General features: G+C 69.0%; 10 protein-coding genes. 4 read left to right on the top strand and 6 right to left on the bottom strand.

Annotated elements, in window-relative coordinates; genetic code table 11:
* Nucleotides 1–294: hypothetical protein (locus E1294_RS54705; RefSeq protein ID WP_220447908.1), on the top strand; the 294-nt coding region annotated here is incomplete at its 5' end.
* 43 nt (nucleotides 295–337) lie between these two features.
* Here the strand turns inward: E1294_RS54705 and E1294_RS24045 are convergent.
* A complete protein-coding gene (locus E1294_RS24045) occupies nucleotides 338–1102 on the bottom strand; it encodes a PhzF family phenazine biosynthesis protein (protein WP_132511735.1) in 765 nt (254 codons plus the stop codon).
* Between the two features lie 168 nt (nucleotides 1103–1270).
* On the opposite strand from E1294_RS24045, the gene E1294_RS24040 reads away from it, so the two are divergent.
* Nucleotides 1271–1654, top strand: a complete 384-nt coding sequence (locus E1294_RS24040) for a cell division protein SepF (protein WP_132331033.1) — start codon at nucleotides 1271–1273, stop codon at nucleotides 1652–1654.
* Nucleotides 1655–2220: 566 nt separating this feature from the next.
* Here E1294_RS24040 and E1294_RS24035 read toward each other — a convergent pair.
* The 5 genes from E1294_RS24035 to E1294_RS24015 all read right to left on the bottom strand — a co-directional run bounded on the left by E1294_RS24035 (nucleotide 2221) and on the right by E1294_RS24015 (nucleotide 9530).
* Nucleotides 2221–3510, bottom strand: a complete 1290-nt coding sequence (locus E1294_RS24035) for a hypothetical protein (protein WP_132511734.1) — start codon at nucleotides 3508–3510, stop codon at nucleotides 2221–2223.
* A gap of 161 nt (nucleotides 3511–3671) precedes the next feature.
* Complete coding sequence (argS, locus tag E1294_RS24030) at nucleotides 3672–5399, bottom strand: arginine--tRNA ligase (RefSeq protein ID WP_132511733.1); 1728 nt, start codon at nucleotides 5397–5399, stop codon at nucleotides 3672–3674.
* Nucleotides 5396–7708 carry an HAD-IC family P-type ATPase gene (locus E1294_RS24025; protein ID WP_246083230.1) on the bottom strand — a complete coding sequence of 771 codons (2313 nt, stop codon included), beginning with the start codon at nucleotides 7706–7708 and terminating at the stop codon, nucleotides 5396–5398. Before E1294_RS24025 ends, argS begins: the two co-directional genes overlap by 4 nt.
* Before the next feature lie 42 nt (nucleotides 7709–7750).
* Entirely contained in the window at nucleotides 7751–8770 is a 1020-nt protein-coding gene (plsX, locus tag E1294_RS24020) for a phosphate acyltransferase PlsX (protein WP_132511732.1), read from the bottom strand.
* A gap of 202 nt (nucleotides 8771–8972) precedes the next feature.
* Nucleotides 8973–9530: a DUF1707 SHOCT-like domain-containing protein gene (locus tag E1294_RS24015; RefSeq protein WP_132511731.1), complete on the bottom strand. Its 558-nt coding sequence runs from the start codon at nucleotides 9528–9530 to the stop codon at nucleotides 8973–8975.
* A 176-nt stretch (nucleotides 9531–9706) separates the two neighbouring features.
* Here E1294_RS24015 and E1294_RS24010 point away from each other — a divergent pair, with 176 nt between their 5' ends.
* Nucleotides 9707–11023, top strand: a complete 1317-nt coding sequence (locus E1294_RS24010) for a KamA family radical SAM protein (protein WP_132511729.1) — start codon at nucleotides 9707–9709, stop codon at nucleotides 11021–11023.
* A 442-nt stretch (nucleotides 11024–11465) separates the two neighbouring features.
* A complete protein-coding gene (locus E1294_RS24005; protein ID WP_132511727.1) occupies nucleotides 11466–12308 on the top strand; it encodes a hypothetical protein in 843 nt (280 codons plus the stop codon).
* Nucleotides 12309–12326: the final 18 nt, after the last annotated feature.

The following is a 12326-nucleotide window of genomic DNA, read 5'->3' as shown; positions in this document are numbered from 1 at the left end:
TACGACGGCATGATGGTGATACCGGCCGACGACGCGGGGACATCCCCTCGTGGTGCCGGCTGGGCGGAGGCATGGCGATGCTGCGCTCGGCCGGTTGATGTGCCGGGCGTGTTCGATTCGTTCATGTACGACGGCATGATGGTGATACCGGCCGACGACGCGGGGACATCCCCTCGTGGTGCCGGCTGGGCGGAGGCATGGCGATGCTGCGCTCGGCCGGTTGATGTGCCGGGCGTGTTCGATTCGTTCATGTTCGACGAGGCGGCATGGCGAGCGGGCCGTCCAGCCATGTGACGTTTGCGGTTGCGTCCCAGGGCGTTGTCCCTGGATGGAGCTTTCAGACGTTCAGGCTGCCGGAGAACACCGTTACGGCCCGGCCGGCCAGGTGGACGCGGTCGCCGTCGTGGGTCACGTGTACGAGGCCCCCTCTGGCCGACACCTGGGCGCCCACCAGGGAAGGGCGGTCGAGGCGGGACGACCAGTACGGAGAGAGCGCGCAGTGGGCCGAGCCCGTCACCGGGTCTTCTGGGACGCCGACATTGGGGGCGAAGAAGCGGGAGACGAAGTCGGTCTCCGTGCCCCGCGCGGTGACGATGACGCCTCGCGCGTCGATGGCGGCGAGAGCTGAAATATCGGGGGTCAGTGACCGTACCGATTCCTCTGAGTCGAGCTCGACCAGCAGGTCGAGGTGGCTTTTTCCGACCTGAACCGGGGTCGCACCCAGCGCTTTCTCCAGGCCCGCGGGAACGGTGGAGGGGGTCACCTCCTTCGCCGGGAAATCCATGGTGATCATGCCGTCGGAGCGGCGATTCACGGTAAGCGTCCCGCTGGCCGTGGTGAATTCGACCCGGCCGCTCGCCGCTCCGGTCGAATAGAGGACGTGGGCGGTCGCGAGGGTGGCGTGACCGCAGAGCGTGACCTCGACCACGGGCGTGAACCAGCGCAGAGAATCTCCGAGCAGGTAGGCGGTCTCGGAGAGGTTCATCTCGGCGGCTACGCTCTGCATCCATCGGTCAGTAACCGGAGAGTCCAGCAGGCAGACCGCTGCGGGATTACCCTTGAAAGCTGTGTCCGTGAAGGCGTCGACAGTGAAGAGGCGCATGTGCTCGATGCTATCCAGGGGTCGGATATCCAGCTGCAACCGGGCTGCAAGCCGTACAAAATGGAATTAGTCCTGGGCGTGTCGCGTGGCGAATGCGGAATCGTCGGTTACCGTCCAATGTGTAGGGACGTGCCGATTACGGTGAGTTCCTGAGGAAAGGACAAGCCGATGGGGGCAGTGCGCAAGGTGGTGAGCTACCTTGGCCTGGGCGGAATCGACCAATACGACGAGGGCTACGACGACGACGGGCACTACGAGGACGAATACGTGCCTGCTACGGAGCGTGCCGCCAGACGGTGGCGCGCGAACGTCGACTCGTCACGCATCGTGATGGTCCAGCCGCTCAAGTACAACGACGCGCCGATGATCGGTCAGCACTTCCGTGACGGGCAGACGGTGATCATGGACGTCACGGGCATGCCCATGCCCGAGGCGACGAGGATGGTCGACTTCGCCGCAGGGCTGGCCTTCGGGTGTGAGGGAAGGATCGAGCGCATCGCCGACCGCGTCTTCCTGCTCGCGCCGGCACACGTGGAGATCGAGGTTTCGTAGGAGACCCGCTGTGATGCGGGCTGCGGGTCTCCAGGCGGGACGAGGGCTCCTTGTCGCGTGCGGGCGCGACGGGACGGCGGCCGGGTCACTCCGGGAACGGGCTGCGATGCGGTCGCGCGTACAGCCCTGCAGGTCAGGCCGCGATGGCGGGCCGGTGAAACCTTACGTGCGGGTCTCGACCCCACGTGCGGGCGGGAAGCCCGATGCGGGCCCTGAGACTCCGTACGAGCAGAGAAGCCTGCTGCGGGCCCATGAACCTCCGAGCGGCCGAGGACGGCATGTCCACTACGGGCAGGTAAGTCCGGTGCGGGCGGGAAGTCTGGCTCGGTCGGGAAACCCATGTGAGGCGCGAGCCCCGGAATGCGGGGCGGGAAGCCTGTGTACCGAGCGTGACGGGTCCGTTGACGAACTCCCTCGTACGGGCAGGCAAGGTGGTGTACGGAGCGTGATGGATCCGGTGGTGAACTCCCTCATAGGGGCCTTGGGTAGATCGTGTACGGAGTGTGACGGGTCGGTTGGCGAACTCCTCGCACGGGGCTGGGAAGGGCGTGTGCGAGGGCGGAGGGTCAGCCTGCGCGCGGGCCGCGGCGGATCAGCCGGGCCAGCTCCACCGCGTCGTCGGCGGCCTGCTTCGCGCGGGCGTCGGCTTCGCGGGCGTAGGCGTGCAGGGCCCACACCGCCCCCTCGGCCAGCTCTTTCAACTCGCCCACCTGGGCCGTCACGTAGCGGGCGTCGGCTTCGACGAGTTTGCGGCGCAGCCAGAGTTGCCAGCCGGCCAGGCCGATCATGGCCACAGCCGCCGCAACGAGCAGGTTGTTGAGGAAGACCGCTCCGACGAGGCAGGCGACGCCGGCGACGATCAGCACCATGGCGGCCCAGGGCCGGCCGCGGGGCACGACCCCGTCTGCGACGATGGCGTCCTCGGCGGCGGTCATCGACAGCTCGTCGGGGCCCTCGGGCCGCAGGTGGATGCGGTGGCCGAGCAGCGGCACAGTCAGCGTCTCCGGCGGCTCCAGGCGGCTGTCGGCCTCCAGCTCCTCGGCGACGCCCCGCAGGATGGGCGCGGCCACGTGGAGGGCGATCGCGGCCAGGTGCGGGTCGGCGCCGGGGCGCAGGTCGTCGATCAGGTGTGAGCTGAGCGAGGCCATCGGGCCTGCCGGTCCGCTCTGGCCGATCAGTGAACGCAGCACGGCGAGTGGTTCGTCCTCGGCCCAGGACGTGGCGGGGCTGCCGGTGCTGTTGTCGAGCGGGGCGGAGGAGTCGTGGTCGGACTGCCGGGCCGAGGTGATCTCGGAGACCCGGCCGCGCAACCTCGCCAGGCGGGCGGCGGCCACCGCGGGCCTGGCCAGCTCGGGAATCTCTGCCATCTCGGGGAAGTCGACGAGGGACGGCGGCACCACGACCGACGGCTCGTCCGGCACCAGCGCCTGCATCCACTGCTGCGGGTCGGCGTGTTCCTGCACGGCCAGAACGTCGAGCTTGCGCAGCACGAAGATCTTGCCGGCGGGGCCGTAGGCGCCTCTGGCGGCGGCCAGCCAGAGCGAGCGCTGCCCGTGGGTGACCGGCCGGTCGAGGGACAGTTCGCCGAAGGCGGTGCCGAGCCATGAGGCGTGGATGCGGCTGCCCTGCCCTGACACGGCCAGGGCCAGGCAGAGGAAGAGCGCGGTCTGTTGCTGGTCGCGCCCCGCCGCCCTGCTCAGCGGCTCAAGGGGGTCGTCGCCGGCGAGGATGGCGACCAGCGCCTCGACGGCCGGAGGCAGCCAGTAGCCGGGGATGTCGCGGAAGCCCGGTGCGGCGGGAGGTGCGGAGCCGTTGGCGGCGAGGTGTGCCAGCAACGCCTCCGCGTAGCGATGCACCTCCGTCGCTGCTTGGGGGCTCGCAGTCAGGTCCGTGCTCAAGGCAGAGAACTCCCCCATTTCGGCCTCAGTTCATGACCGCGTAAAGCCTAGCCGCTGGGGCGCGCCAACTCGGTGAAGGCGCGCCCACGACGGAACGGGAGCTTTGGGTCAACTGCGTGTCACATGCGCTCGGGGACAGGGACGCCCAGAAGGTCGAGCCCGGTCTCCAGCACGGCCATGGTCAGCGCGCACAACGCGAGGCGGGAGGTGCGCGTCTCCGGCGGCACGTCCGGCCGGAGCACCGGGCACTGCTCGTAGAAGGTGCTCAGCAGGCTGGACGTCTCGTAGAGGAAGGCGCACAGCCGGTGGGGCTCGGACTGCTCGGCCGCCTGCTCGACGAGCGAGCCGAAGCTGAGCAGATGGAGGGCCAGGGCGCGCTCGGCGGGGTCGCCCAGCAGGATCGGGCCCTTCGCGTCGGAGGGCTCGATGTCGGCCCGGCGGAAGATGGAGCGGATCCGGGCAGTGGCGTACTGCATGTAGGGCCCGGTGTTGCCGGTGAAGGCGAGCATGCGGTCGAAGTCGAGGACGTATTCGCTGTCGTGGCTGACCGACAAATCGGCATATTTCACTGCGCCCATGCCGACGGCACGCGCGATCTCGCTCTTGGTGGCCTCGTCGTAGCCCCGGTCGGAGATCGCCGCCGTGGCCCGGTCGATGGCCTCCTGCAGCAGGTCCATCAGCTTGACGGACTCGCCGGAGCGGGTCTTGAACCGGCGGCCGTCCTTGCCGAGCATCATGCCGATCTGGACGTGCTCGGCCGAGACCGTGTCGGGCAGCCAGCCCGACATGCGCGCCCCCGCGAACACCATGCGGAAGTGCAGCGCCTGCTCGGAGCCCACGACGTAGAGGATGCGGTCGGCCTTGAGGTCGTGGACGCGGTAGCGGATGGCCGCCATGTCGGTGGAGGCGTAGCCGTAGCCCCCGTCGCTCTTTCTGATGATGAGCGGCAGGGGCTTGTCATCGGAGCCGGTGAAGCCGGGCGGGAACACGCAGAGCGCGCCGTCGCTGATCACCGCCGCCCCGGAGACCTCCAGGTCGTCGCACGTCTTCTGGAGCATGGGGTTGTACATGCTCTCGCCGGCGAGGTCGGCGTCGGTCAGCGTGACGCCGAGCAGTTGGTAGACCTTGTTGAAATAGCGGACGGTGGCGTCCATGAACACGTGCCAGAGCCGCATGGTGTCGGGGTCGCCCGACTGCAGTGTGGTCACCCGCACCCGGGCCCGCTGCTTGAACGCATCGTCGCCGTCGAACTTGACCCGCGCCGCCTGGTAGAACTCGGTGCCCATGCCGGCCTCGAGCTGCTCGACCGCGGTCTCCTCGCCGATGTCGAGCAGGTGCTCGATGAGCATGCCGAACGGGGTGCCCCAGTCGCCCAGGTGATTCTGCCTGATCACGGTGTTGCCAAGGTGCTCGTGCAGGCGGGCCAGCGAGTCGCCGACGATCGTCGTGCGCAGGTGGCCGACGTGCATCTCCTTGGCCGCATTGGGCGCGGAGTAGTCGATCACCACGGTCTGGGAGGGTGTGATCGAGCCGACGCCCAGCCGCGGGTCGGCCAGCACGCGCTGGGCCTCGGACTCGATCCACGAGTCGTCGAGGGTGATGTTGAGGAAGCCGGGGCCGCTGACCTCGACCGTGCCGGGGAAGTCGGACAGCGCGCCCTCGATCGCCTCGGCGACCTCCCGCGGCGCCCGTCGCAGTCGCTTGGCCAGGCTCATCGCGACATTCGCCTGGAAGTCGGCGAACTGGGAGGGCCGGATCAGCGGGTCTGCGTCGGCGTGCTCGGGGCCGAACGCGTGCGCCAGCGCCTGCTGGACGCGCTCGGTGAGCACAATCTGCGGGTCGGTCATGCTTTAAGGGTACCGGCGAGCCTGACCGCGACGCTGATCGCCGCGGCCGCCACGACGGAGATGCCGACGGCCGTCAGGTCTCTGGCCACGTCGCCCGGCTGGAGCGCGAAGAACTCCCTGACGAAGGGCAGCGTCAAGCTGATGGCGAACAGCACGGCCATGGCGGCGACGAGGACCGTACGCCACCAGTTGAGCGGCCTGGCGATCAGCACGAGCACCCACCAGGTGGTGAGGAAGAGGGCGATCACCGCGGACGTCTGGGTCTGGACGAGCGTGGTCGTGCTGTCGTGCGCGACCCAGAACGCCAGCAGCACCGCCGCCGCGCACAACACCCCGGCGGGTACGGCGAAGCGCAGCACCCGGGGGACGAACCCCGGTCTGGCGCGTTCGAGCGTGGGTGTGAGCGCGAGGAAGAGCACGGGGATGCCGATGGTGAGGGCGTTCGTCAGGGTCGAGTGGCGCGGCGCGAAAGGGAACATCATCCCGGCCAGCCCGACGACCACCGACAACACGATCGCGTAGAAGCTCTTGGTGAGGAACAGGTGGGAGACACGTTCGATGTTGGCCAGCACCCGGCGGCCCTCGCCCACGAGGTGCGGCAGCGTGGCGAACTTGTCGTCCAGCAGCACCACCTGGGCGACCGCCTTGGTGGCCGGGCTGCCCGCGCCCATCGCGATGCCCAGGTCGGCGTCCTTCAGCGCTAGCACGTCGTTGACGCCGTCGCCGGTCATGGCAACGGTGTGGCCGCGAGACTGAAGAGCGGCGACGAACTCGCGTTTCTGCCTCGGGGAGACCCGCCCGAAGACCGTGTGAGAGTGCAGCAGCTCGCCGAGCTTGTCCGGGTCGTCGTGCGGCAACGTCCTGGCGTCGATCGAGTGTTCGCCGCCGGGGATGCCCAGGCCGGTCGCGATCGCCGAGACCGCGTCGGGGTTGTCTCCGGAGATGACCTTGACCGTCACGCCCTGCTCGCCGAAGTAGCGCAGGGTGTCTCGCGCGTCGGGCCTGACCCGCTGGGTGAAGGTGATGAGCGCGACGGGCTCAGGCTCTTCTAACGACGCGTCCGCCGGCAGGCCGTCCGTACGGCACAACAGCAGCACGCGGGTGCCGGCGGCGGCCAGCTCGGCGGCCCTGTCGTAACAGTCGCCCCCGTCGAGCAGCACGTCGGGAGCGCCCAGCACCCAGGTGCCGCGCTCACCGAAGTCGGCGCCGCTCCACTTGCGCGCTGAGGAGAACGGCACGGTCGCGCGGGCCACCCACCCGTCCTCGACCTCGGGGCAGCGGGCGCGGATGGCCCGGGCGGTGGCGTTGGGCTGCTGGTCGAGGTGGGCGAGGGCGGCCAGCGCCGCCTCGGCCGGCTGGTCGTCGCGCAGCGGCAGCACCTGGTCGAGGTCCATCCCGCCGGAGGTGAGGGTGCCGGTCTTGTCCAGGCAGAGCACGTCGACCCTGGCCAGCCCCTCGACCGCGGGCAGCTCCTGGACCAGGCACTTGCGCCGCCCGAGGCGTACGACGCCGACGGCGAAGGCGATCGAGGTCATCAGCACCAGGCCCTCGGGGATCATGGTGACGATGCCCGCGACCGCGCCGGTGACGGCGGTGCCGATGTCGGCGGAGTTGCTGAGCTGGCTGTAGAGCAGCAGGCCGCCCACCGGGATGAGGAGCCAGGAGACGTACTTGATGAAGCCGGCGATGCCGTCCCGGAGCTCGGAGCGGGCGAGGTGGAACGTGCTGGCCTCCTCCGCGAGCCGCACGGCGTACGCGTCGGTGCCGACCTTCGTGGCCACGAACGCGCCGGAGCCCGCCACCGCGAAGCTGCCCGACAGGACCTCGTCGCCCGGCCGCTTGTGCACGGGGTCGGCCTCGCCGGTCAGCAGGGACTCGTCCACCTCTAGCCCGTCGGACTCGACGACCTCGCCGTCGACCAGCAGGCGCTCGCCGGGACCGAGCAGGATGAGGTCGCCCAGCACGATCTGGCGGGGCTCGATCCGCTGCTCCCCGCCGTCGCGGCGGACGCGTACGGGCGCTTCGTTGATCACGGCGAGGCGGTCGAGCGTGCGCTTGGCGCGCAGCTCCTGGACGATGCCGATCAGCGCGTTGGCCACGATGATCAGCCCGAACATGACGTCCTGCCATTCGCCGAAGACGAGCACGAGGACGCTGAGCACGCCGATGACGAGGTTGAAAAGGGTCAGGACGTTCGCCCTGAGGATCGCGCTCAGCGACCGGCTGGAGCGGCGCGGGACGTCGTTGGTCTGCGCCCGCGCCACCTGTGCGGGAGTCAGGCCCCGCATCGTTGAGGCAAGCCCGTCCACCTATCCCCCTGTAGCTGTGGATCGGTCTCACACCCTAAAGGGTCACCACAACCTGTGGGAGCGATGCGTGGCGGCGATCCGCTCGCCGACATCGGTCACGATGCCGCTCGACGACAGGTCGTCCGCGAGCCGGCAGGCCGCGCTGATCCCCTGGGCCCTGGACGAGCCGTGGGCGATGACGACGGTGCCGTTCAGTCCGAGCAGGACGGCTCCGCCGTACGCCTCAGCATCGAGGCGGCGGCGCAGCTCACGCAGGCGCGAGCGTTGCATGGCGGCGCCGAGCCTGGCCAGCCTGCTGTCGCCGATGCTCTCCTGGAGCTCGGTGAACGCGTAGCGGACGGCGCCCTCCATGGTCTTGAGCGCCACGTTGCCGGTGAAGCCGTCGGTGGTGATCACGTCCGCCTGGCCGGTCAGCAGGTCGTAGCCCTCGACGTTGCCGGTGAAGTGGATGCCGGGTGAGCCCTGCAGCAGCTCGTGTGCGCGTTTGACGAGCTTGTTGCCCTTCTCGGCCTCGCTGCCGATGGTCAGCAGGCCCACCCTGGGCTGCTCGACGCCGTGGGCCAGCTCGGCGTACGCGGCGCCGAGATGGGCGAACTGGACCAGCATCTCCGGCTTGGCCTCGGCGTTGGCCCCGGCGTCGAGCAGCAGGGTGGGGTGCGGGAGCGTGGGCAGGGCGACGGCGATGGCCGGCTTGAGCACGCCCTGCTGGCCTTTGAGCCGGAGCCTGCCGGTGGCCACGATGGCCGCGGTGGAGCCGGCGGAGACCACCGCGCCGGCGTCGCCGCGGCGTACGAGGTGGCAGGCGACCGCGAGGCTGGAGCGGGGGCGGCGCAGGCTGGCCAGCGCGCCCTCGTCCATGGCCAGGGCCTCCTCGGCCCGGACGATCGGGATCTCCTTGGTCGCGTCGTGGTCGGCGAGCGCTTCGTAGAGCACGCGGGGCGAGCCGACGAGAACGACGTGCAGGCCGCGCTCGCGTACGGCGTGGACCGCTCCCGCCACGATCTCGTGCGGTGCGTGGTCGCCGCCCATGGCGTCGAGCGCGATGGGCCTGCTGTCGGACAATGATCACCTCGTACGGCATCGAGCCCGCCGTCATGGCTTGGCCGGAACGCGGGTTCGGATGTCCGCATCGTAGGCACGGCAGGTGCCAGGTTAACCGGCGGGTAGGCCCTCTTGGTTCCCGCATGGGCGGGTTCCAGTCGTGCCAGTCCCGCTCGCCGTCGCGGGGAGGTGCGGCGTTCGAGGATTCTTCCGGCGAGAGCCGTCAGCGCAGGTTCCAGTCGGACATTCCGCGCGACACGATCACCTTGGAGAACTTCGACGCTCCCGTGACCCGGATCAGCGGACCGTCGGCCTCGGAGCCGCCGGTCACGTTGCGCTTGCCGAACATCGAGCTGCCTTCGTCGATCACGTGGGCGTTTTCAGGGACGCGTACGATCATCTTGCTGAACCAGGCGTTCGTCTCGATCGTGATCTCGCGGCCGGGCAGGACGGCGTCAGACAGGTCGATGATCAGTGCGCCGAACCGTGCGGACAGCCTGGTGTTCCTGGAGGCGACCCAGCGGCCCTTGCGCACGACCTTGCTGAATTTCGAGTCGATGACCTGCTGCTCGATGGCGGTGGGCACGCCGGCCGCGGACACGTCAGGCAGGTCTTCGGTGATGGGGACGAGCTCACCGACCGTTTTCGCGGTGTAGGCGAGATCGAGGCGGTCGGCGTGCTCGACGCTGGTGAGTCTTCCTGCGGCGAGCGCTTCGGACAGCACGGCGGCCACGCGGTCGCGGTCGGCATCGGAGGCACGAAGGTCCGGATCGTCGGTCACAAGAGGAGTGTATGCCTATTCGCGATATGTCGCGAGTGCCGTCAAACCTCCAGAGAAACTTGGAGCCCGGTGGAACCGGTGACGCGGCTGGGAGCGTCCGGGTATTAAGAACCGTAGACGCGCGACAGGGTCGTGAGGTTTACATCAGATCGAACAAAAAAGATGGGACAGGCCTAGTGATCTTGAACCAGGCAGGCACCCGACGCTTCAAGGCGTACACGTCCAAGCATCTCGACGAGCTCCTGCAGCGTGCGGGGCTCGGCGATGAGGAGCGGCTGAAGGTTCGCGCCGTGGCCACGGTGTTGCCGTTCCGGACGAACGCCTACGTCGTGGAGGAACTCATAGATTGGTCGGCCGCGCCCGACGACCCGATATACCGGCTCGTCTTCCCCCAGGAGGACATGCTGCCCGCCGAAGACGTCGCCCGGCTGGCCGACCTGCTCAAGGCCGAGGCGCCCAATGCCGAGATCCAGGCTGAGGCCAACCGCGTCCGCGCACAGCTCAACCCGCATCCCGCGGGCCAGAAGGAGCTCAACGTCCCGAAGATCGACGATGAGCCGGTACCTGGCTTGCAGCACAAATATCCAGAGACCGTGCTGTTCTTCCCCAAGCAGGGGCAGACCTGTCACGCCTACTGCACCTACTGCTTCAGGTGGGCGCAGTTCGTCGGTGACGCGGACCTGAAGTTCGCCTCTGACGACATCGGCCAGATGGTGGGCTACCTTCGCAGCCATCCCGAGGTCACCAGCGTCCTGATCACCGGCGGCGACGCCATGATTATGGGCGAGTCCGTCATCAGGCGATATATCGAGCCGCTGCTGGAGCTGGAGCAGCTCGAGTCCATCCGCATTGGCACCAAGGCGCTGGCCTACTGGCCGCAGCGCTTCGTCACCGACCCCGACGCGGACGCCACGCTCGGCCTGTTCGAGGAGGTCACGAACGCCGGCAAGAACCTCGCGTTCATGGCCCACTTCTCGCACCCGCGCGAGCTAGAGTCGCCGCTGGTGGAGTCGGCGGTCAAGCGCATCCTCGGCAGCGGCGCCACGATCCGCACCCAGGCGCCGCTGATCAGGTCCATCAACGACGATCCCGCCGTGTGGACCCGCATGTGGCGGCGGCAGCTCAGGATGGGGCTGATTCCCTACTACATGTTCGTCGAGCGCGACACCGGTCCCCAGGACTACTTCGCGGTGCCGCTGGCCCGTGCGTACGAGATCTTCCGGGACGCCTACGCGTCCGTCTCCGGGCTCTGCCGCACGGTCCGCGGTCCGTCGATGTCCGCCACGCCTGGAAAGGTGTGCGTCGACGGCGTCACGGAGATCGCCGGGGAGCGGGTCTTCATGCTCCACCTCATCCAGGCGCGCGACCCCTCGCTGGTGGGGCGGCCGTTCTTCGCGCGCTACGACCCGACCGCGGTGTGGCTGAGCGACCTCCGGCCGGCCTTCGCCGATCGTTTTCCGTTCGAGCAGGAGGAAGCCCTGCTGCCCGTCTGACGGTCGCGCGCGTCCAACGCGACCGGAAAATTACGCCCCGGCCCGTGACATTTGTTTTCGCGACCCATTGTTCACGGGCCGAAGGGTGGTTATGAGGCGGCCCGCGCGAAGTTCACCGCGCGGGCGTGCACTATCAGAAACAAGACCCTCCTATTTCCGTTTTGTCTTCCCGCTCAACGCTCCCCCCTCACTCGGTAACCGTGCTGCAAACCCCTTCTACATGGGCATTCATGAGCCTGCGGCCAGTCACAGTGAGTGATAGAACTGCTGGCGTAGCTCAGCCGTGACGGCACGCCCGATGTGGTGCCCATAGCGCGTACGCCACGGCATTCGGGGGTTATCGATTCGCATTTCCATCGCATTCGAGAGCGATCGATCACGAGCCGGGAAGGCAATCATGAATCGAGTAGTCAAGGCGGCGGTAGCCGTCACAACATTTGGCTTGGCAGCGGCTTTGGCCGTGCCGGCCCAAGCGGACGTCCACTCCGGCAGCCGGAGCGGAGGCACCACCACCGCGACGAGCCCGATCGGCGGGATCACCGCTGATCTGGTGGGCGCGCTGTTCGGCGCCCCGGCCCTGCAGGAGCAACTGACAGAGGCCGAGAAGGACGCCCTGGCCGAGGCCAGGAGGAGGGCCGACAACCAGCGGCGGACCATGGGCACGCCCAACTCGGCAGAGGACGTCACCAAGCTGGGCGACCCGCTGCCCGAGCTGTCGCCGATCGTCGGCGGGATCCCGCTCAGCAACGGCCGCGACGTGACGTCGTCGCTGCCCCTGCTGTCGGGCGCGGCCCGCATGGCGGAAGCGTCGACCCCGTCGGTCAAGACGTTCAGGCAGGGCAGGAGCGAGGTCGCCACCCAGGCCGCGGCCGTGCACGGCGTCGTCGCCGCCATGGCCGCCCTGGCCGAGTCGTCCTTCGGCAGCGCGCTGGTCAAGCTGCCGGCCACCGACGGCGCACCCGTCAAGGGCGTCGCGGCGCAGACCTCGATGTCCGGCCTCACGCAGGCCGCCAAGAACGCGCTGCCGGGCATCCCCGGCGGACGGCTGTCCACGGTGATCGGGAAGGTCGCGCCCGCCGAGGCGGCCCCGGTCGCCGAGGCGCTGCCCGGCCTGACCCAGGCCGCCACCCTGGACGAGCTCACCCCCCTGGTCGAGGAGGCCGCGGGCACCGTCGAGGCCGGCGGCACCAAGGCCGCCGCGTCCCACCGCGACGTGGTGACCGCTCTCGGATGGTCCACAAGCGCGCTGACGAGTTCGGTGCGGCAGTCCTGGGACCGTGACTAGCCACGACGACTAGTCACG

This window comes from Nonomuraea diastatica (genome assembly GCF_004349015.1).
In the GTDB taxonomy this organism is placed as follows: Bacteria; Actinomycetota; Actinomycetes; order Streptosporangiales; family Streptosporangiaceae; genus Nonomuraea; species Nonomuraea diastatica.
The sequence above is the reverse complement of the archived record's forward strand: the minus strand, read 5'-3'. Positions and strand labels throughout refer to the sequence as shown.

Excerpts from the sequence above, each read along its gene's own strand:
- E1294_RS24040 (WP_132331033.1), top strand. The coding sequence starts at position 1,271 with ATGGGGGCAGTGCGCAAGGTGGTGAGCTACCTTGGCCTGGGCGGAATC.
- E1294_RS24045 (WP_132511735.1), bottom strand. The coding sequence starts at position 1,102 with ATGCGCCTCTTCACTGTCGACGCCTTCACGGACACAGCTTTCAAGGGT.
- argS (WP_132511733.1), bottom strand. The coding sequence starts at position 5,399 with ATGACCGACCCGCAGATTGTGCTCACCGAGCGCGTCCAGCAGGCGCTG.